The organism is Bacillus cereus group sp. BceL062 (assembly GCF_051780025.1).
In the GTDB taxonomy this organism is placed as follows: domain Bacteria; phylum Bacillota; class Bacilli; order Bacillales; family Bacillaceae_G; genus Bacillus_A; species Bacillus_A toyonensis.
This window is the reverse complement of sequence record NZ_JBPWGY010000007.1, coordinates 266,170-287,370: the sequence shown is the minus strand read 5'-3', so window position 1 is coordinate 287,370 and position 21,201 is coordinate 266,170. Positions and strand designations below refer to the sequence as shown.

The window sequence follows — 21,201 nt, the reverse complement described above, 5'->3', positions numbered from 1 at the left end:
GGTCACCTCTTATTTACTATCTAAAAATCCTTGTAAGATTACGACTGCAGCCATCTTATCGATTACTTGCTTTCGCTTCTTACGGCTTACATCAGCTGAAATGAGTAGACGCTCCGCCGCCATCGTCGACAAACGCTCGTCCCACATTACAACGTCTAATTGTAACAGCTCTCGTAGGTTTTCTGCAAATTGCTGGCACGCTTCACCACGTGGGCCAATTGTACCATTCATATTTTTAGGTAAACCTACTACTATTTTGTCCACATTGTACTGCTTTACTAACTCAGAAATACGGTCAAAACCAAAGTGACCTCGTTCTTCGTTAATCTTGATTGTTTCCAATCCTTGTGCTGTCCAGCCCATTTCGTCGCTCATTGCAACTCCGACTGTTTTTGTACCTACATCTAAACCTAATATCCGCATAAACTACTCCTCACGATGATGTTTCAAGTAAGACTTCACAAGCTCTTCAATTATCTCATCACGTTCAAGTTTGCGAACGATGCTTCGTGCATCTTTATGGCGAGGTATGTATGCTGGATCTCCACTTAATAAATAACCGACGATTTGGTTAATCGGATTATAGCCTTTTTCTTGAAGTGCATCATACACAGTTAAAAGTACATCATTTACATGGACACTCTGTTTTTCATCTTGAATGCTAAACTTCATTGTTTTATCAAAACCGTCCATTTCAAGCACCTCACTTATATAGTAAGTATAGGGAGAAGAACTTCTCCTCTCCCTACCATTGTACACTACTATCTCTTTATTTTGAAACAGATTTAACGTACTCTTGTACAAATGCTAAAGCTTCTTCAACTTGTGCTGGGTTTTTACCGCCCGCTTGAGCCATATCAGGACGGCCACCACCGCCACCGCCACAACGAGAAGCTACTTCTTTCACAAGTTTACCAGCATGGTAACCTTGGCTAATTAAATCTTTCGTTACGCCAGCTAAAATGTTTACTTTATCGTCATTTACAGACACTAATACAACAACTGCAGACTCTAATTTATTTTTAAGGTCATCCATCATCGTACGTAAGTTGTTCATATCTGCAACATTTACTTTCGCTGCTAATACGTTTACGCCATCAACTGTCATTACTGAATCAGTTAAGTTTCCAGCTTCGATATTGCTTAATTTTGCAGCAAGAGATTCATTTTCTTTTTGAAGTTGTTTCACTTCAGCAAATAAGCCATCAACTCTCGTTAAAATATCTTTCGGATTTGTTTTCATTTTTCCTGCTGCTTCTTTTAATAAACCTACTTGATCGTTCATTAATTCGTATGCAGACTTACCAGTTACCGCCTCAATACGACGAGTTCCTGCACCGATACCAGACTCAGCAACGATTTTGAAAATACCGATAGAAGCTGTGTTATCAACGTGACAACCACCGCAAAGCTCTAAGCTGTAATCGCCTACTTGTACAACGCGTACAACATCACCGTATTTTTCACCGAATAATGCCATTGCACCCATTTCTTTCGCTTCTTCGATTGATTTTTGAGAAATCTCAACGTTAATACTTTCCCAAATTTTCTCGTTTACGATACGCTCAATTTTTTCTAATTCGTCAGCTTGTACTTGACCGAAGTGAGAGAAGTCAAAGCGTAAACGTTCAGAAGTTACAAGAGAACCTGCTTGGTTAACATGGGTTCCAAGTACATCTTTTAACGCTTGGTGTAGTAAGTGAGTTGCTGTATGGTTTTTCACAACGCTACTACGGTTTTTCGTATCGATAACAGCTTTTACAGCCGCACCTTTCGTTAATGTACCTTCTTCCACAACTACTTTGTGTAAGTTTTGACCATTTGGTGCTTTTTGTACATCTTTTACAACAACTTTCACGCCATCAGCAAGAAGGTAACCACGGTCTGCAATTTGTCCGCCGCTTTCAGCATAGAATGGTGTTACATCAAGCATTAACTGTCCTTCTTCACCTGCTTGTAAGCTATCTGTATACTCACCGTTTTTCACAAGTGCAACAATGTTACTTTCTGTTGCAACTGTACCGTAACCAACGAATTCGCTCGCTACTTTAACTTCACCAAGTACACCGCCTTGAACTTGCATAGAATCAACGTCTTGACGAGCAGCACGTGCACGCTCACGTTGTTTTTCCATTTCAGCTTCAAAACCTTTATCGTCAACTGTCATACCAGCTTCTTCTGCATATTCTTCTGTTAATTCAATTGGGAAACCGTACGTGTCGTATAAACGGAACGCATCTACGCCAGAAATAACAGTTGTTTTTTCTTCTTTCGCTTTTGCAATAACTTCAGCTAAAATTGCTTCACCATCATGAAGTGTTTCGTGGAAGCGTTCTTCTTCATTTTTCACAACTTTTGCGATGAAATCTTTCTTTTCCAGTACTTCTGGATAGAAGTCTTTCATTACTTCTCCAACAACCGGTACTAATTCAAACATGAATGGACGGTTGATGTTTAATTTCTTAGAATAACGAACAGCACGGCGTAATAAACGACGTAATACATAACCACGGCCTTCGTTAGATGGAAGAGCACCGTCACCAACAGCGAATGTTACTGTACGAATATGGTCAGCAATGACTTTAAACGCCATATCTTTTTCTAAGTCTCCATTACGATACTTCTCACCAGAAATTGATTCTGTTGCACCAATCATTGGCATGAATAGATCCGTATCAAAGTTCGTAGGTACATCTTGAACGATAGATGTCATACGCTCTAGACCCATCCCTGTATCAATGTTCTTCTTAGGAAGTGGTGTATATGAACCGTCTGGATTATGGTTAAATTGAGAGAATACAAGGTTCCATACTTCTAAGTAACGCTCGTTTTCTCCGCCCGGATATAATTCTGGGTCACTAAAGTCATTACCGTAAGCTTCCCCGCGATCATAGAAAATCTCTGTATTCGGTCCACTTGGTCCTTCACCGATATCCCAGAAGTTTTCTTCTAAGCGGATGATGCGCTCTTTTGGAACACCCATTTTCTCATTCCAAATTGTAAATGCTTCTTCATCTTCCGGATGGATTGTAACTGATAGTAATTCTTTATCGAATCCAATCCACTTGTCGCTCGTTAAAAATTCCCAAGCCCAAGTAATTGCTTCTTCTTTGAAGTAATCACCGATCGAGAAGTTCCCTAACATTTCAAAGAATGTATGGTGACGAGCTGTTTTCCCTACGTTTTCAATATCGTTTGTACGAATTGATTTTTGAGCATTTGTAATACGTGGATTTTGCGGGATTACGCGTCCATCAAAATATTTTTTTAATGTTGCTACACCACTGTTAATCCATAGAAGAGATGGATCTTCATGTGGAACTAGTGATGCACTAGGTTCTACTGCATGTCCTTTTTCTTGGAAAAAGTCTAAAAACATTTGACGAATTTGTGCGCCTGTTAGTTGTTTCATTGTATTTTCCTCCTTAAATATAAAAAACTCCCGCCCCTATAAAAGGGACGAGAGTTAACTCGCGATACCACCCTAATTATGAATTGATTATTATAACAATCAATTCATCACCTCATGGTGCCGTAACGTGGCAAGACGGCAGTGATTAGCTGCTCTCAGGATTAGCTTTCTGTTACCCTTCATTTAAAGCTCCTTTCAGCCAGTGGAAGCTTCTCTCTACAAATGGACTGTAACGTACTTGTTCCGTCATTGATTTAATGTATTATATGACTAAATATAATAGAATTCTCTTAAGTTTGTCAATGTAGATAATCATTTATATTGTATCAATTGTTTATTACTCATAGTTATTCTACTATTCATTCTTAACAGCCTTTCAATATATTATGCATTTATTACTAAATAGGAATCTTCTCACAAAAAATACTTTATACAAATTTCTAAATATTATATTATTCTTTATAATTAAATTATTAACAATAAAGGAGCGATTACAATGACAACTTTATTGAATCAAGCTAGAGAAATGTTAACAACTGATGAAAAAATCCTTCTTTATGCAGCATGCTCATTAAATATATTTATATATCATTCCGTCGCAAGGCCAGGACTGTTAATCTTAACGAACAAAAGGCTCTTCTTTTATGGTCCTGGCGTAAGCAAAAAACCAATATTTGAAGAGTACTCTTTCGCAAAAATTTCTAATCTAAAGGAACAGAAGCGCCTTTTCAGCAATCAAATTGTATTTATGTATGATACGGAATGGAAAAGAATAAAACATATTCAAACAACTGATGTGAGCTCTTTTGTTCAAAAAATAAAAAATCAACTCCCTAAATAATCATATGATTAGCCCTCTATTTTTTAAATAGAGGGCTTCATTTTAAACATCTTCTCTTTTCCAAAGAGGCCTCACATGAACAATCACTGTACGAATAACTGCTAAAATCGGAACCGATATTAGCAATCCTACAATCCCGGCTACCTCTCCTCCAACTAGTAATGCAAGCATAATAATAACGGGGTGCATACGAAGCGACTTACCAACGATGTAAGGCGATAAAATGTTACTTTCCAAAAATTGCAAAATAGCAATTGTAATCCCCGCCTTAATGAGTAAACTCGTTGATACCGTTGCCGCAATCATCAACGTGGGAATCGCCCCTAAAATAGGACCAAAGTATGGGATTATATCCGTTACCCCAATAATAATGCCGAGCAGCAATGGAAATTTCATACCGATAAACCAAAAAGAAAGAACAGATACTCCCCCTAATACTAAGCAAACAAATAACTGTCCTCGAATATAACTTCCGAGTGATTTATCAATTTCTTTCGCAAGCATTTGACCCGTACTACGCCACTTACTCGGAACTAGTTTCCAAAAGATATGATAAAACTCACCGTAATCTTTTAATATGTAAAATACAATGAACGGAATCAAGAAAATAATGAGCAATGAATCCAGTACACCACGGGCTGTGCTCATAACTTTATTTAAAAGCGTTTGTATCTTCATTTCTACACCAACGAAAATTTGCTTTACCTTTTCATGAATAAATGATGGAAAATTCGCTGTTTGTTCTGTAACGCCATCCATCCAAGAATCATACATTTTTGTAAACTGCGGAAATTGTTCATTAATTTCTTGTAACTGTTTAATAACAACTGGCGTTCCTTTATAAATCCCATAGCCAATCCCGCCAAAGAACAGGATGTAAATGAGCAAAATAGCGAGTGTGCGCGGCATCCCTTCCTTATGAATTTTTTCAATTAAAGGATGCAATAAATACGCAATAAAACAAGCGATAAGAAACGGTGTAATCGCCACTTTACATACAAAAATAATCGGCGCCCATAGTGGCTTGATCTTTAAGAAGACAAGCAAACAAAGAAATACAAGTAACAATAATCCTAAACGGTATATCCAAATGATTTTAAGATTCTTCACACGAAAAACCTCCTCCACCTTTATTTTGAAAATAAATAGGGTAGGTTATGTGCAAAACTTTTAAAATCTTTTCATACAGACCATACTGTTTTGTAAAGACTTACATATACATAACATAACAAGGACAACCATCCCTGAGAATGCAGCATGAAACAATATAATCAGGAGGACTCATAATGGTTTTATTTATGCTCGTATTATCAGCACTTTTTATGATTCTTGAATGGGTTTGTATCGGATTTGGTATTTGGAAAGGTTTCTTTATTCGTTCCTCACGAAAAGAGAGGGCAAAGCAATTATTTCATTACGGAATGCTTGGTGTTGGGTGTTACGGCCTATCTTATCTCTTCTCTGAAATTGGACTTTTATATTTGCATACGAGCGCATAAAAAAACTCCCTTATCATGAAGGGAGTTTTTTACGTTTATAAATAAGATTTAATCATCTTACGTGCTTTTTTCATATTGCGTTTTGAAAATACATCTTGCTTGCGAGCATATTGATATGCTGCAGCTCCAACACCCAATGCGATTAATGAATTGCGTAGATTCAAAGTAAATCCCCCTTTTCGTTATCCGATCGTTCTTTCGTTCTCATCAAATAAATCATCAAGAGAGCTTAATGAACCATCTTCCTCTACTTGATGCGTATGGATTTTCCCCTTTGAAACCGATAATTCGATATAACAATTCCAGCAATAAAATTGGTTGACACCTATTTTTCCGATGTCTTTCCCTTTGCAATTTGGACAAATAAACATATGGCTTTCATCTCCTTACAGTCTCCCAGATTCTATTCGCCATTATGTCCAAACCGCATTCATTTATACATTGCTGGAGCCTTTCAACGTTATACGTTTGAAAGTTTCACTATATAATTTCACCTCGTTACATGAAATCATACGGTGAAATGTTTTCCACGTCCATTTCCTCGCCATTAACCGTTACCATCTGCACCTCTCCTTGTGATTCTTGCAAACGACCAGCTAAAGTCGTTTGACGCATTGCATCGTCAAGGCGATTTACACCGGATTGAAAAGCCGCTTCCTCCCCACAAATAATAAGGAATTTCTTACTTCTTGTAATGCCCGTGTAAATTAAATTACGACGTAACATACGGTAGTAGCTCTTTACAATCGGCATAATAACTATTGGAAATTCACTACCTTGTGATTTATGAATCGAGCAGCAATATGCATGGGTAATTTGATTTAAATCCGGCTTTGTATACGTTACTTCGATTCCATCAAATGAAACGATAATCATGTCCTGTTGCTCAACATTTTCTTTTGCATAAAACACCGAAACAATTTCTCCAATATCACCATTAAATACTTGGCTTTCCGGCTGATTGACTAATTGAAGTACTTTATCACCTCTTCGATACACAACGTCACCGTAGGCAATTTCTTTACTTTTTTCTTTTTTCGGATTAAACACTTCTTGAAGAGCTTCATTTAACACATTAATACCTGCTGGTCCGCGGTACATAGGTGCCAACACTTGGACATCTCTTGCGCTAAACCCTTTCGTCTTCGCGTTTTCACATACTTTTTTTACAACTTCAACAATTTGAGCCCCTGCACAGCTGATAAATGAACGATCTTTTTTATTTTGCGCTAAATCCGGTGGAAGTGTTCCGTCTTTTATCGCATGGGCAAGCTGAATAACAGACGAACCTTCCGCCTGACGATAAATTTCTGTAAGTTTTACCGTTGGAATGGCTCCTGCATTTAATAAATCTTTTAACACTTGTCCAGGTCCTACAGATGGCAACTGATCTTCATCACCTACAACGATAACTTGAATATTTGTCGGAAGTGACTTGAATAGCTGATTTGCAAGCCAAATATCTACCATCGAAAACTCATCAATAATGAGTAACTTCCCTTGAACTGGATCGGTTTCATTACGCTGGAAAGACCCTTCTGGCGTCCAACCAAGCAGACGATGAATTGTACAAGCAGGGAGCCCGGTAGATTCACTCATTCGCTTCGCTGCTCTTCCTGTTGGAGCCGTTAATAATATTGGAAATGGATTATCATCACTGTATTCATTCAGATTTAATGATACCCCATGCAAGGACGCGTACATTTCAACAATTCCTTTAATAACTGTTGTTTTCCCCGTTCCTGGTCCACCTGTCAATAACATCATCGGCTTATGAAGTGCCGTTTGAATTGCTTCTTGCTGAAACGGTGCATACTGCACCTTCAGCTGTTCTTCAATTTCACCTAATGTTTTTAACATTTCTGCTTCAGGAAATGAAGGGGTTTCCTCTTGATTCATAAGCCTACGAATAGACTTTACAACACCTTTTTCAGAGTAAAATAACGATGCTAAGTACACTCGTTCTTCTTCAATGATGACTTTCCCTTCACTTTGCATCATTTCAACACAGCCTATAATGTCTTCCTCAGTCACTCTACCTTCTTGATTATTTAAAAGTGACATCGTTTCTCTTACAAGTTGATCTTTCCCCATATAAACGTGGCCGAGCTGCAGTGAAACATTCTCTAACGTATAAAAACATCCCGCACGTACACGGTCATCATGATTACCCGATATACCTAACGCACGTCCTATATCATCTGCTCGTCCAAAACCAATCCCGTCCACTTCTTCAATAAGTTGATATGGATTATTACGAATCACTTCTAATGTCATTTCTTTATATTGCTGATAAATTTTAATAGAAAGCTTCGTTCCAAAACCGTAACCATTTAAAAAGCTCATTACTTTCTCTAACCCTTGATGCTCCACAATTGTCTCATATATTTCCTGTGCTTTTTGTTTGTTAACAACACCATTTAACGCATCAGGATCATCCATAATTTTAGAAATGGCATGCTCACCAAGGTGATCTACGATTTTTTCAGCCGTACGCTTTCCAATCCCTTTAAATAAATCGCTCGCTAAATATTGCACCATACCTGCTTTTGTTTGCGGCAATTCTTTCTTAAACGTTTCAACTAAATATTGTTTCCCATACTTCGGGTGGTCTTTAAAATGACCTGTTAATGTAAACACTTCATCTTCATGCATACGGGGAAAATGACCGTTTATCATTACTTTTTTTTCGTCGTATGTTTCATTCGTTTCAATGATTTTCATACTGACAACGGAATAGAGGTTTTCTTCGTTGTGGAAAATGGTATGAAGAACTTGCGCTTTTATAAATTTTTTCTCTTCCTCAAACAAATCCATGGCATGTTGATTTCCCATCTTTCCTCTCCTTCCCGAGTTCTTTTCACCTTAATGAGCAGTACATCCCCCACCTCTTTCACAATCTTTAGATGAGGGGTAACTGCGCATTAAACTATCATTTCACTTTATTCAGCTTCTTGCTCTAATAAACGAATACCATTACCAGCTAAAAAGTGGTCTGGCTGAATTTCAGTTGCTTTCTTAAATAAAGTAAGAGCTTTCTCGTTATTTTCTTCAAATACGTACGCAACACCTAAATTATAATACGCATCTGCATGCTCTTCATCCATTTCTAATACCTTTTCAAAATAAGGTTTTGCCTCTTGAATATGTTCTAGTCGCGCGAAGCAAAGTCCGCATTGGAAAACAGCTTCTACATCGTCTTCATCTAATTCCGTCGCTCTTTGTAAAAACGGTAATGCAAGACGATCATTTCCAAGTTGCACATGTGTAATACCTAACATAAATGTGACATCAGCTGACTGTAAGCCCGATTGCATTGCTTGTTCAAATACAGATTTTGCCTCTGCAAATTGCTCTTGACCGTAATATACGTTTCCTAAGCCATAATAAGCAGCCGCAGATTTATCATCTAACTCTAATGCACGCTTATAAAATAAAATTGCTCGTTCACTATCACCTAATACATCTAATAAATTCGCAAAGTTAATATATCCAAGCGCATCTTTCGGATTTTCTTCGATTGCTTCTGTAAAATTTTTAGCTGCTTCTTCCCAGTTTCCTTCTTGCATATATTGAATACCTGTTTCAAGTTTGTTTGACATGTCCTTCACCTCTACAACAAATTATAACAAAGAATGTATTTTCCAAGCGAACGAAAATTCGCTTTATGTAAAAGAAACCTCTAACCGCTAATCGGCAGAGGCTTCTCGTTTTATCCTAAATAATCTAATTTCTTACCACTATGATATACTTCATCAATTGTAGCGCCGCCTAAGCACTCATCTCCATCATAGAAAACAACTGCTTGGCCTGGCGTAATCGCACGAATTGGCTCATCACAAAGAATACGAACTGTATTTTCATCAACAATTTGAACCGTTACTTTATTATCTGCTTGACGATAGCGGAATTTTGCTGTGCATTTAAATTCTGTTTCTTTTGCTTTGTTACTTACCCATCCTACATTCGTAGCGATAACTTCATCACCATATAGAAGTTCATTATGGAATCCTTGATCAACATATAAAATGTTGTCTTTTAAGTTTTTCCCAACAGCGAACCATGGATCACCGTTACCACCAATACCAAGGCCATGACGTTGTCCAATTGTATAGTACATTAAACCGTCATGTTTTCCTTTCACTTCACCAGATAACGTTTGCATCACACCTGGTTGCGCTGGTAAATAGTTACTTAAGAAATCTTTAAAGTTACGCTCGCCAATGAAGCAAATACCAGTACTATCTTTCTTCGCCGCTGTCGCTAAACCAGCTTCTGTCGCCATTTCGCGAATTTGCGGTTTCTTTAATTCACCTAATGGGAACATTGTTTTTGATAATTGCTCTTGGCTTAATTGATTTAAGAAATACGTTTGGTCTTTATTGTCATCAACGCCGCGAAGCATTTTATATTCGCCGTCCATATAAGCAACACGTGCATAATGGCCTGTCGCTACATAATCAGCACCAAGCGCAATTGCATGCTCTAAAAATGCTTTAAATTTAATTTCTTTGTTACACATTACATCTGGGTTTGGTGTACGACCAGCTCGGTACTCATCTAAGAAGTACGTAAATACTTTGTCCCAGTATTGTTTTTCAAAGTTTACTGCATAATACGGAATACCGATTTGGTTACACACTTCAATTACATCATTGTAATCTTCTGTTGCTGTGCAGACACCATTCTCATCTGTATCATCCCAGTTTTTCATAAAAATTCCGATCACATCATAACCTTGCTCTTTTAATAAAAGAGCTGCTACAGATGAATCGACGCCACCGGACATCCCGATGACAACGCGTGTTTCGTGAGGTAGTTTGTTCATCATGTCACCTCCCATGCTAATTTTGTGTTAATCGCTTCACGATTTTCACTGTTTCGTACGCCGCTTTTTCAATTTGCTCTTTCGTATTTCCAAGACCGAAACTAAAGCGTACGGATGAACGTATTTGATCGGAGTCTTTTCCGAACATCGCCACTAATACATGTGATGGATCAATCGAACCAGCTGTACAAGCAGAACCACTTGATACTGCAATGCCAGCTAAGTCTAAGTTCACAAGAAATGGTTCAATGTTCATTCCTGTAAAACTAATATTAAGCACATGTGGTAATCGATATTCTAAGTTTCCGTTTACCTCGAAAGTAATGTCTTCATTTTTGAAGACAGATACCATTATATCTTTAAACTCTTCATATTGGGCATTTTTTTGCTCACGAGTTTTTTCAGCTAACAAAATTGCTTGCTGTAACCCAACAATACTTGGTACATTTTCAGTACCAGCACGGCGTTTTCTTTCCTGCTCTCCGCCTATTAATAACGGTTCAAATTTCAAATTTGCACTAGCGTATAAGAACCCTACGCCTTTTGGCCCGTTAATTTTGTGCGCTGAAATTGATAATAAATCAATCCCAAACTCTTTCACATTTATTTCTACTAAACCGTAAGCTTGTACCGCATCTGTATGAAAATAAGCTTGATGCTCTTTTAGCAGTTTTCCTATTTCCGCAATCGATTGCATCGTCCCTACTTCATTATTCCCAAACATAATAGATACAAGAATTGTCTCTTCTGTTAATGCCTTTTGTATGTCAGAAAGTTGAACACGCCCCGTTTCATCGACAGGTAAATATGTCACTTCAAACCCTTCACGCTCAAGCAATTCACACGTATGCAAAATCGCATGATGTTCAATTTCCGTCGTTATAATGTGGTTACCTTTATGACGGTTTGCGCGTGCTACACCTATAAGCGCTAAATTATCAGCTTCTGTACCACCGCTCGTGAATATAATTTCATTCGGGTTCGCATGGATGCTTTTTGCACACACGCGTCTCGCCTCATCTACTGCATGGCGCGCTTGACGTCCATAAAAGTGAATACTAGACGGGTTTCCGAATGTTTCTGTCATATATGGAATCATCTTTTCGACCACTTCTGGGTGAGTCGGAGATGTCGCAGCATGATCTAAGTAAATGCGTTCCATTAAATCTCCTTCTTTCCAAATCGTTTCACAAGGAATTAAATGTAAAACATATAGCCCCCGTGATTTTCTTCCTCATAACGCACTAAATCTTCTAAAGTTGTACTATCTAACACTTCTTGCACCGCATCTCGAACACGCATCCATAATTGGCGCTGTGCTGGTTCTTCTTCTTCTATCATTTCTACAACACTAATTGGACCCTCTAGTACACGGATTACATCCCCAGCTGTAATGTTAGCCGGTTGATCAGATAATACATATCCGCCATATGCACCACGCGTACTCTTTACAAGACGAGCGTTACGAAGTGGTGAAATTAATTGTTCTAAGTAATGTTCCGATAAGTCATGTGCCTGTGCGATTGATTTTAATGAAATCGGACCTTCACCAAACTTTTTTGCAAGATCGATCATAATTGTTAAGCCGTAGCGGCCTTTTGTTGAAATCTTCATCTATTTTGCACCTCTTTTCAAATTTTCACTTCTATTGGTTATATCTTATTTATCCCGCTATTTGCGGGCAGTAAAACTCCCACCTCAAAATTCGGCTGGAGCAAAGAAGTTAGGTAGGGGATAAACAAAACCCCCACTGATTAAAGTTTCACTTTATAAAAGAACACAATTTAAAATCCTATGAAATTATAGCATAATATAGTATTATAAGAAATTTCAACTTGTGTATCAAAATGATAACATAAAATCGCATTGAAAAACTCGGAAATTATTAAAATTGAAAGAAAAATGGAAATATTCATCTTCATCTTTCCCATAAAACAGCATCCTATTTCAAATTCCACTAAAAAAAATGATACGATAGAATGAGATTATATAGTAAGGGAGACGGTAAAAATGAAACAACCACTCGCACATCGAATGCGCCCTACAAATATTCAAGAAATTATTGGACAACAGCATTTAGTTGGTGAAGGAAAGATTTTATGGCGAATGGTCCAAGCAAATCATTTTCAATCTATGATTTTATACGGTCCTCCAGGTACAGGAAAAACATCAATAGCTAGCGCAATTGCGGGAAGTACTGGAACACCGTTTCGCCTATTAAATGCTGTTACTCACAATAAAAAAGATATGGAAGTTGTCGTACAAGAAGCGAAGATGCATCGACACCTCGTTTTAATTTTAGATGAAGTTCACAGGTTAGATAAGGCGAAACAAGACTTTCTATTACCTCATTTAGAAAGTGGACTCCTTACTTTAATCGGTGCAACGACGAGTAATCCATTCCATGCGATAAACTCTGCTATCCGAAGCAGATGTCAAATCTTCGAGTTACACGCACTAACAGAAGATGATATTTTAATTGGTTTAAAACGAGCTCTTGAAGATAAAGAAAAAGGGCTTGGGGAATATGATGTAACTGTTACGGATGAAGCATTACATCACTTTGCAAATGCATCAGGCGGAGATATGCGTTCAGCTTATAATGCACTTGAATTAGCTGTTTTATCTAGCTTTACAACTGACGACAAAGCTGCGGAAATCACGCTAGAAATCGCAGAAGAATGCTTACAAAAAAAGAGTTTCGTTCATGACAAAGGTGGAGATGCTCATTATGACGTATTATCGGCATTTCAAAAATCAGTGCGCGGAAGTGATGTAAATGCAGCACTTCATTATTTAGCACGCCTTATTGAAGCAGGTGATTTACAAAGTATCGGTAGACGCCTTCTTATTATGGCATATGAAGATATCGGACTTGCTAGCCCGCAAGCTGGACCGCGCACACTTGCAGCGATCGAGTCAGCGGAACGAGTTGGATTCCCAGAGGCACGCATACCACTTGCAAATGCCGTTATCGAGCTATGCCTATCACCAAAATCAAATTCAGCTTATAAAGCACTTGATGCTGCATTGCACGATTTACGTAACGGTCAAACAGGTGACATTCCAGATCATTTAAAAGACAGTCACTATAAAGGCGCTGAATCGTTAGGTCGAGGCATTGGATACTTATATCCACATGACCATCCAAATGGCTGGGTACACCAACAATACTTACCTGATAAAATAAAAAACAAGCAATATTATAAACCGAAAACAACAGGGAAATTTGAGCAAGCACTTTCTACTGTTTATGAAAGATTACAAAGTTCGAATAAAACGAAAAATAAAGGGTAACATAAACGAAAACGTCACCATTACGGAGGCTTCGCTTATGAAAACACGTCAAGATGCATGGACAAGAGAAGACGATCTCCTTTTAGCAGAAACTGTTTTACGACATATTCGTAGCGGCAGTACACAAATCAAAGCATTCGATGAAGTTGGCGATGCTTTGAACCGCACTTCAGCAGCTTGCGGTTTTAGATGGAATGCTGAAGTACGAGCGAATTACGAAGATGCGATACAGATTGCAAAAAAACAACGTAAAGAATTAAAACGTTCTGAAGCTAAAATAGAAAAAGAGCAGTTTACACAAACTCGGCAGCTCGTAATCGATGCCGAGTTTTCAGAAAATATCACGCCAAGTCAACAGGAACTTACAATGCAAAATGTCATCTCATTTTTGCAAAACATGGAACATAATAACCCTTCAACCGCAAAGTTGCAAACTGAAAATGAGGTATTACAAGATCAGCTTACTTCCTTGCAAAAAACGAATCATGAACTTGAAGCAAAATTAGCGGTACTCACAAAAAAACAACAAGCAATTGAAGAAGATTATGCAATGCTTGTTAGAATTATGGATCGTGCTCGAAAACTTGTTTCAGTTGAAGAACAAGAAGAACAGATTGCTCCCATTTTCAAAACCGATCAAAACGGGAATTTAGATATTATTTATTCTGCAGAGAATTAAAAACAGGGATGTCACTTTTTTGATTAAGTGACATCCCTGTTTGTTTTCGGTGAACCGTATATAGATATATCGGTAAATGAAATTATATCAACGATTTTTCGAATATATCTATCGTAACTTGCAATATATCAACGATTTTTCAAATATATCTATCACAACTTGCAATATATCAACGATTCGAAAAAAATATCGATTTAACGACAAAAATTGACAATAACATTTCTCCCTGTCATACAAGGAAACTCCCAAAATATATTAGATAATTTTTACTGTAATGTCATTATAACCATACCCCTTTAAAGGGATATGGTTGCTATTTCATTAATAATTTTCAAAATAACCCTTGGCCTTCTCGTCCTGACTTTAGCTCTCTTCACCATTAACAGTCTAAAAAAGACATCCGCCTATAAATCAGATAAATATGATCATTACTTACTAACCTTACTTACATTTGAACTAGTAATGATGCAAATATCAACAATTCTTTAAAACATAGAAAAAGCATATATCCGAAATGGATATATGCTTTCCTTTTATTCTTGCCCTACACGCTTCACTTCTACGTTTTTAATACGCTCACGTACAACGTGACTTGCCATAATTAAGCCTGCCACAGATGGTACGAATGCATTTGAAGAAGGTGGTAATTTCGCCTTACGAATTTTTGCATTTTCGTCTGGTACGATTTCTTTACGTACTTCTTCACGAATTACGATTGGGTTTTCGTCAGAGAAGACAACTTTTACACCTTTTTTAATACCCTCTTTACGAAGCTTCGTACGAATTACTTTCGCAATCGGATCTGTATGTGTTTTAGAAATGTCCGCAATACGGAAACGAGTTGGGTCCATTTTATTTGCTGCACCCATACATGAGATAATTTTAATTTTACGACGTAAACATTGTTTAATTAAATGGATTTTGAACGTAATCGTATCAGATGCATCCACTACGAAATCTAAACCGTGTTTAAAGAACTCTTCATATGTTTCATCTGTATAAAACATTTCTAATCCAATTACTTCACATTCCGGATTAATGTCTGCAATACGCTCTTTCATTAATTCTACTTTTGAACGTCCTACAGTAGATACTAATGCGTGAATTTGACGGTTTACGTTTGTAATATCTACAACGTCTTTATCAACTAATACGAGACGCCCTACGCCAGAACGTGCTAACGCTTCAGCTGAAAATGATCCTACGCCGCCAATTCCTAAAATACCGACTGTACTATTTTTTAATATTTCAAGTCCTTCTTTACCGAAGGCTAATTCATTACGTGAAAATTGATGTAACATTCAGCTCTACACTCCTATTACAAAAATGGTCTACCATGTATTCTAGCGTTTTTCCGACTATTTGTATAGAAAAAGTTATAGAATTCCTAAAAATACATATTTCAAACAAAAACATAATATAAACCGGACTTTTATTTCTTCCTACATACACGTTTTAAAAGGAAGATTTAGATGACCGAGCAGGTCGAGGCGCTGATGCTAGGAGGAGCGCAGTGTAGCTTTACTACTCGAGCACCGGACTGGCGAAGCAACGACGAAATGCGACAGTTATCTAAACCGGACTTTTTAAACTTCCTCTCAAAAAAAGTCTAGACGGCTATAGTATAACCATCTAGACCCTATTCTTACTTCTCTTCTTTCAAGCTTAATTTTAAGTTCAGTTCTTCAAGCTGAGCTTCTGCAACTGGGCTTGGAGCTTCTGTTAATAAGCAGCTTGCGCTTGCTGTTTTCGGGAATGCAATTGTATCACGAAGGTTCGTACGACCTGCAAGTAACATAACAAGACGGTCTAAACCTAATGCAATTCCGCCGTGTGGTGGTGTACCGTATTCGAATGCTTCTAATAAGAATCCGAATTGTTCTTGCGCTTCTTCTTGTGAGAATCCAAGTGCTTTAAACATTTTTTCTTGTACGTCACGCTCGTAAATACGAAGTGATCCGCCACCAAGCTCATAACCGTTTAATACAAGGTCATATGCTTGTGCACGTGCTTTTTCTGGTGCTGTTTCTAATAGCTCAACGTCTTCACGGAATGGCATTGTGAATGGGTGGTGAGCTGCGAAGTAACGATCTGCATCTTCATCGTACTCAAGAAGTGGCCAATCAGTTACCCATAGGAAGTTAAATTTACTTTCATCTATTAACTCAAGCTCTTTACCTAAACGTAAACGAAGTGCACCTAAGCTATCTGCAACAACGCTTTTCTTATCTGCTACGAATAGTAATAAATCGCCAGCAGTAGCTTCTAATGTACTCATTAACGCTTTTGCATCTTCTTCGCCGAAGAATTTCGCAATCGGTCCTTTTAAGCCGTCTTCTTCCACTTTAAGCCAAGCTAGACCTTTTGCACCGTATACTTTTACGAATTCAGTTAATGCATCAATGTCTTTACGAGAGTATTTGCTTGCGGCACCTTTTGCATTAATTGCTTTTACTTGTCCGCCGCTTTCTACAGCACTTGTAAATACTTTAAATCCACAATCTGCTGCAAATTCAGATAGGTCTGTTAGTTCCATTTCAAAGCGTGTATCTGGCTTATCAGAACCGTAGCGAGCCATTGCATCAGCATATTTCATACGAGGGAATGGTGCACTAACTTCTACACCTTTTGCATCCTTCATGACTTTCGCCATCATACGCTCCATCATATCTAAAATTTCATCTTGCGTTAAGAACGAAGCTTCGATATCGATTTGCGTGAATTCTGGTTGACGATCCGCACGTAAATCTTCGTCACGGAAACAACGTGCTACTTGATAGTAACGCTCAAATCCGCCGACCATAAGAAGTTGTTTAAATAATTGTGGTGACTGTGGTAATGCATAGAATTCACCGTCGTGTACACGGCTTGGTACTAAATAGTCACGAGCTCCTTCTGGTGTGCTCTTCGTTAAAATTGGAGTTTCAACTTCTAAGAAGTCTTCTGTATCTAGGAAGTTACGAATTGTTTTCGTTACGTCGTGACGCATTTTGAATGTGTTAAACATTACAGGACGACGTAAGTCTAAGTAACGATATTTTAAACGCACATCTTCTGATGCATCTGTATCATCAGCGATAATGATTGGTGTTGTTTTCGCTGCGTTTAATACGTTTACTCTCGTTGCTTGTACTTCAATACGACCAGTTGCCATATTGTCATTAATTGCGCCTTCACCACGTTCAACAACTGTACCTTCTACGTGCAATACGTATTCACTACGAATCGTTTCTGCTACTTCTAGTGCTTCTTTTGATGTTTCTGGGTTAAATACGACTTGCACGATACCTGTACGGTCACGTAAATCGATGAAGATTAATCCACCTAAGTCACGACGTTTTTGTACCCAACCTTTTAATTGAACTGTTTGTCCAACAGCTTCTACTGTTACTTTTCCACATGCATGTGTTCTTTCAGCCACTGTAAGTTCCCCCTATATTAATTTCTCTGCTACGTATGAAGCAAATACATCTAATGCTACTTCTTCTTGTCCGCCTGTTGCCATATCTTTTAAGTTAATGATGCCTTTATCTAGCTCATCTTCCCCTAATACAGCTACAAATTTCGCATTTAAACGATCTGCTGATTTAAATTGTGCTTTCATTTTGCGATCTAAATAATCTTTTTCGACTGATAATCCAGCTTTACGAAGATCAAACGCAACTTTCGCAGCATGGTCTTTCGCTTTTTCACCAAGAGCTACAACGTAACAATCAATACTATGTTCAATTGGTAACTCAATGTTCTCAGCTTTTAGCGCCATAATTAGACGTTCAATACTCATCGCAAAACCGATACCTGGCATTTCTGGTCCACCGATTTCTTGTACAAGTCCATTATAACGGCCACCACCGCTTAATGTAGTGATAGCACCGAAACCTTCTGCCTCACTCATAATTTCAAAAACAGTGTGTTGATAGTAGTCTAAACCACGCACTAAGTTTGGATCTTTTTCAAATGGAACATCCATCATCGTTAATAGTTCTTGAACTTTATCGTAGTATACTGCTGAATCTTCGTTTAAGTATTCTGTAATAGATGGTGCTGTACCCATTAATTCATGGTTACGGTCCTTCTTACAGTCTAAAATACGAAGTGGATTCTTTTCTAAGCGAGATTGGCAATCAGAGCAGAACTCGCCGATGCGTGGCTCAAAATGAGCGATTAATGCATCGCGGTGCGCTTGACGGCTCGCTGCATCACCTAAGCTGTTTAATACAACTTTAATATTTTTTAAGCCCATGCCGCGGTAAAACTCTACAGCAAGTGCAATTACTTCTGCATCAATTGCAGGGTCGTTACTACCGATTGCTTCAATACCGAATTGTACGAATTGACGATAGCGACCTGCTTGTGGTCTTTCGTAACGGAACATTTGACCGATATAGTATAACTTTGTTGGTTGCGTTGCGTCACCGAACATTTTGTTTTCAACGTAAGAACGTACAACAGGTGCAGTACCTTCTGGACGTAATGTTAAACTGCGCTCACCACGATCTTGGAATGAATACATTTCTTTTTGTACGATATCTGTCGTATCACCAACACCACGTAAAAATAACTCAGTGTGTTCAAAAATTGGTGTGCGAATTTCTTTATAATTGTAACGACGGCAAATTTCGCGTGCTTGCCCTTCGATATACTGCCATAACTCAACAGTGCCTGGAAGAATATCTTGCGTTCCGCGTGGGATTTGAATAGACATATTCAGTTCCTCCTCAAATTGTTTTAATCTTAATAAAAATAAAAAAACTCCCGCCTCTACTGTTTGAACAGTAGGGACGAGAGTATTGTACCCGTGGTGCCACCCTAATTGAAGCACGTATGCTTCCACTTTTTTAATAACGCTTAAATGTGCGTTCATCCCTACTAAGCATATATGCCGTTCAAGTTGAAACCTCTAGAGTGTCATTCAATTAGTCATCATGTAGAAATGTTTTCAGCCTAAGACATCTCTTCTCTTTCCATGTGTATCTCATTTACTCTTCTCTATCAACGGTTATATTCATATGTAAATATAAAATTACTATACGTTTGTTGAGTACGATTGTCAAGTGTTCTAAGAGCGTTCAATCTGCTTCTTAAGACGCTTTACATCTTGAAGAGAAATTCCAAACTCAGAAGCAAGCTCCATCGAAGTATTGTTTTGTTCTTTTGAAATAAAATCATGAAAATTCACGTTAAACAGTTGATTTGCACCGTTTGTAACAGAATGCCCTTTTTCATTCATACGCATACGTATATCCCTCACATTCAATATGGATGTTTTACTTTTTATTGTTCCATATTGATGAGGTAGTTATACGTATAAACGAATAACGTTATTCCATACCACTTTTATATAAATAATCCGCTCTTTGAATCATAAAGGTTGTTACAACCATTGCTGCTATTACAAATACTGCCCAAGTACTGTAACTTAGCACTGCGAAAGTAACTCCTAATGCATGTAAAAAAATAGCTAAGCTAAATCGCAATGAAAATTTCAAATCTTTAAAGATTGACCAATTCATATACTATCTCCCCTTTTCACACATACATCCGAATGTTTTTACCATTTTTTACATTATACTATATAATGGATAACCCAAGCTATTGATTCCAAATCAACATCAGCATTCGATTTATAACAATAATAGTTACCAATCCACTCGCCAGCATAGGATGCTTCAAATGATACAACGCTGCAACATCCGCTTCAAACATGATAATCTCTAACAATACATGCAATATACCTTGTACTTCTCATTCTGCATGCGGAGCTCCAAATAGCTCCCAAATGACTGCAACAACAATCGAAAAAATAATAGCAAGTGTAATTTTTATAGCCGTTATTGTTCCTACCCGAAATCCCCCGTATCCAACAATCCCAAGAACACATAACTCTAGCATAAAACGTAAAGTTATATTGAATTCTTGAAGCATGCTACACCTTCTTTTCCTTTTATTCCCCTTCGAATTAATCCTATGATAAAGTGAAACTTTAATCAATGGGGGTTTTGTTCATCCCCCACTGATTATCAGCCCTCACCAATCGGGCTTTTACGGGCTGCCCGCCCCCCTAACTTCTTTGCTTCCGCTGAATTTTGAGGTGGGGTTCTTACTGCCCACAAATAGCGGGATAAATGAACAAAACATACAACAAAGTATAAAAAAGAGAGGATTATATAATCCTCTCTTCTTGGGCCATACTATTTACTTTCTACAATTAAGGTCACCGGACCATCATTGATTAAAGAAACATCCATCATTGCACCGAACTTCCCTGTTTCTACATGCAATCCTTGTTTACGAACTTCTTCATTAAAGAAATCGTATAAATGCTCTGCATAGTCAGGTTTCGCAGCATCCATAAAGTTTGGACGTCTTCCCTTGCGGCAATCGCCATATAATGTGAATTGCGAAATTGATAGGACTTGTCCTTCTACATCGAGTACAGAATGGTTCATCTTTCCGCTCTCATCTTCAAAGATGCGTAAGTTCGCGATTTTTTCCGCAATGTACGTTGCATCTTTTTCAGTATCTTCATGCGTAATGCCAACTAGTAATGTTAAACCGAATGGAATTTGTCCTACAATCTCACCATCTACTGTGACAGACGCCTCTTTTGATCGTTGTAAAACAACTCTCATCTTTTCTACACTC

21 protein-coding genes, 1 pseudogene and 2 other annotated features are annotated in these 21,201 nt (G+C 37.9%); of the genes and pseudogenes, 4 read left to right on the top strand and 18 right to left on the bottom strand.

Annotated elements, in window-relative coordinates:
• Nucleotides 1-9: 9 nt before the first annotated feature.
• The 3 genes from ruvX to alaS form a co-directional block, all read right to left on the bottom strand.
• Entirely contained in the window at nucleotides 10-423 is a 414-nt protein-coding gene (gene ruvX / locus ACS2MN_RS18340; protein WP_001221202.1) for a Holliday junction resolvase RuvX, read from the bottom strand.
• Between the two features lie 3 nt (nucleotides 424-426).
• Entirely contained in the window at nucleotides 427-693 is a 267-nt protein-coding gene (locus tag ACS2MN_RS18335; RefSeq protein WP_000348591.1) for an IreB family regulatory phosphoprotein, read from the bottom strand.
• 76 nt (nucleotides 694-769) lie between these two features.
• The gene (gene alaS, locus ACS2MN_RS18330; protein ID WP_088055292.1) at nucleotides 770-3,412 is read right to left on the bottom strand and encodes an alanine--tRNA ligase; all 2,643 of its coding nucleotides are present in this window, start codon (nucleotides 3,410-3,412) and stop codon (nucleotides 770-772) included.
• Nucleotides 3,413-3,452: 40 nt separating this feature from the next.
• Nucleotides 3,453-3,671, bottom strand: a binding site (T-box leader).
• Nucleotides 3,672-3,908: 237 nt separating this feature from the next.
• Between alaS and ACS2MN_RS18325 the strand changes: the two genes are divergently transcribed.
• The gene (locus ACS2MN_RS18325; RefSeq protein ID WP_088055293.1) at nucleotides 3,909-4,253 is read left to right on the top strand and encodes a PH domain-containing protein; all 345 of its coding nucleotides are present in this window, start codon (nucleotides 3,909-3,911) and stop codon (nucleotides 4,251-4,253) included.
• A 42-nt stretch (nucleotides 4,254-4,295) separates the two neighbouring features.
• Here the strand turns inward: ACS2MN_RS18325 and ACS2MN_RS18320 are convergent, their stop codons facing one another.
• On the bottom strand, nucleotides 4,296-5,363 hold the full coding sequence (locus tag ACS2MN_RS18320) for an AI-2E family transporter (protein WP_000793111.1): 1,068 nt from the start codon (nucleotides 5,361-5,363) through the stop codon (nucleotides 4,296-4,298).
• Between the two features lie 176 nt (nucleotides 5,364-5,539).
• Here ACS2MN_RS18320 and ACS2MN_RS18315 point away from each other — a divergent pair, with 176 nt between their 5' ends.
• Nucleotides 5,540-5,752, top strand: a complete 213-nt coding sequence (locus ACS2MN_RS18315; protein WP_000242555.1) for a hypothetical protein — start codon at nucleotides 5,540-5,542, stop codon at nucleotides 5,750-5,752.
• A 35-nt stretch (nucleotides 5,753-5,787) separates the two neighbouring features.
• Here the strand turns inward: ACS2MN_RS18315 and ACS2MN_RS18310 are convergent, their stop codons facing one another.
• The 7 genes from ACS2MN_RS18310 to cymR form a co-directional block, all read right to left on the bottom strand.
• On the bottom strand, nucleotides 5,788-5,916 hold the full coding sequence (locus ACS2MN_RS18310; protein ID WP_001053553.1) for a YrzQ family protein: 129 nt from the start codon (nucleotides 5,914-5,916) through the stop codon (nucleotides 5,788-5,790).
• A gap of 18 nt (nucleotides 5,917-5,934) precedes the next feature.
• The gene (locus ACS2MN_RS18305; RefSeq protein WP_000469281.1) at nucleotides 5,935-6,123 is read right to left on the bottom strand and encodes a hypothetical protein; all 189 of its coding nucleotides are present in this window, start codon (nucleotides 6,121-6,123) and stop codon (nucleotides 5,935-5,937) included.
• 127 nt (nucleotides 6,124-6,250) lie between these two features.
• Nucleotides 6,251-8,587: an SF1B family DNA helicase RecD2 gene (gene recD2 / locus ACS2MN_RS18300; protein WP_000528056.1), complete on the bottom strand. Its 2,337-nt coding sequence runs from the start codon at nucleotides 8,585-8,587 to the stop codon at nucleotides 6,251-6,253.
• A 107-nt stretch (nucleotides 8,588-8,694) separates the two neighbouring features.
• A complete protein-coding gene (locus tag ACS2MN_RS18295; protein ID WP_000066402.1) occupies nucleotides 8,695-9,354 on the bottom strand; it encodes a tetratricopeptide repeat protein in 660 nt (219 codons plus the stop codon).
• Between the two features lie 110 nt (nucleotides 9,355-9,464).
• On the bottom strand, nucleotides 9,465-10,580 hold the full coding sequence (gene mnmA, locus ACS2MN_RS18290; protein ID WP_001038014.1) for a tRNA 2-thiouridine(34) synthase MnmA: 1,116 nt from the start codon (nucleotides 10,578-10,580) through the stop codon (nucleotides 9,465-9,467).
• Between the two features lie 16 nt (nucleotides 10,581-10,596).
• On the bottom strand, nucleotides 10,597-11,742 hold the full coding sequence (locus ACS2MN_RS18285; protein ID WP_000439900.1) for a cysteine desulfurase family protein: 1,146 nt from the start codon (nucleotides 11,740-11,742) through the stop codon (nucleotides 10,597-10,599).
• A 35-nt stretch (nucleotides 11,743-11,777) separates the two neighbouring features.
• Entirely contained in the window at nucleotides 11,778-12,194 is a 417-nt protein-coding gene (cymR, locus tag ACS2MN_RS18280; RefSeq protein ID WP_000704116.1) for a cysteine metabolism transcriptional regulator CymR, read from the bottom strand.
• Between the two features lie 396 nt (nucleotides 12,195-12,590).
• Here cymR and ACS2MN_RS18275 point away from each other — a divergent pair, with 396 nt between their 5' ends.
• Entirely contained in the window at nucleotides 12,591-13,877 is a 1,287-nt protein-coding gene (locus ACS2MN_RS18275; protein WP_000812922.1) for a replication-associated recombination protein A, read from the top strand.
• A 37-nt stretch (nucleotides 13,878-13,914) separates the two neighbouring features.
• Entirely contained in the window at nucleotides 13,915-14,556 is a 642-nt protein-coding gene (locus ACS2MN_RS18270) for an RsfA family transcriptional regulator (protein WP_346994383.1), read from the top strand.
• A gap of 533 nt (nucleotides 14,557-15,089) precedes the next feature.
• Here ACS2MN_RS18270 and ACS2MN_RS18265 read toward each other — a convergent pair.
• The 7 genes and pseudogenes from ACS2MN_RS18265 to ACS2MN_RS18235 all read right to left on the bottom strand — a co-directional run bounded on the left by ACS2MN_RS18265 (nucleotide 15,090) and on the right by ACS2MN_RS18235 (nucleotide 21,188).
• Nucleotides 15,090-15,857, bottom strand: coding sequence for a tRNA threonylcarbamoyladenosine dehydratase (locus tag ACS2MN_RS18265; protein WP_000903182.1), 768 nt, complete (start codon nucleotides 15,855-15,857; stop codon nucleotides 15,090-15,092).
• A 344-nt stretch (nucleotides 15,858-16,201) separates the two neighbouring features.
• The gene (aspS, locus tag ACS2MN_RS18260) at nucleotides 16,202-17,977 is read right to left on the bottom strand and encodes an aspartate--tRNA ligase (RefSeq protein WP_000840917.1); all 1,776 of its coding nucleotides are present in this window, start codon (nucleotides 17,975-17,977) and stop codon (nucleotides 16,202-16,204) included.
• Nucleotides 17,978-17,989: 12 nt separating this feature from the next.
• Nucleotides 17,990-19,261, bottom strand: a complete 1,272-nt coding sequence (gene hisS / locus ACS2MN_RS18255) for a histidine--tRNA ligase (protein ID WP_033657340.1) — start codon at nucleotides 19,259-19,261, stop codon at nucleotides 17,990-17,992.
• A 69-nt stretch (nucleotides 19,262-19,330) separates the two neighbouring features.
• Nucleotides 19,331-19,561 (bottom strand) — a binding site (T-box leader).
• 54 nt (nucleotides 19,562-19,615) lie between these two features.
• A complete protein-coding gene (locus ACS2MN_RS18250; RefSeq protein WP_001242605.1) occupies nucleotides 19,616-19,792 on the bottom strand; it encodes a hypothetical protein in 177 nt (58 codons plus the stop codon).
• An 85-nt stretch (nucleotides 19,793-19,877) separates the two neighbouring features.
• The gene (locus tag ACS2MN_RS18245; RefSeq protein WP_001104578.1) at nucleotides 19,878-20,069 is read right to left on the bottom strand and encodes a hypothetical protein; all 192 of its coding nucleotides are present in this window, start codon (nucleotides 20,067-20,069) and stop codon (nucleotides 19,878-19,880) included.
• A gap of 79 nt (nucleotides 20,070-20,148) precedes the next feature.
• Nucleotides 20,149-20,481 (bottom strand): annotated as a pseudogene (locus ACS2MN_RS18240) (YrdB family protein).
• A 266-nt stretch (nucleotides 20,482-20,747) separates the two neighbouring features.
• Nucleotides 20,748-21,188 carry a D-tyrosyl-tRNA(Tyr) deacylase gene (locus tag ACS2MN_RS18235; protein WP_001266954.1) on the bottom strand — a complete coding sequence of 147 codons (441 nt, stop codon included), beginning with the start codon at nucleotides 21,186-21,188 and terminating at the stop codon, nucleotides 20,748-20,750.
• Between the last annotated feature and the right edge of the window lie 13 nt (nucleotides 21,189-21,201).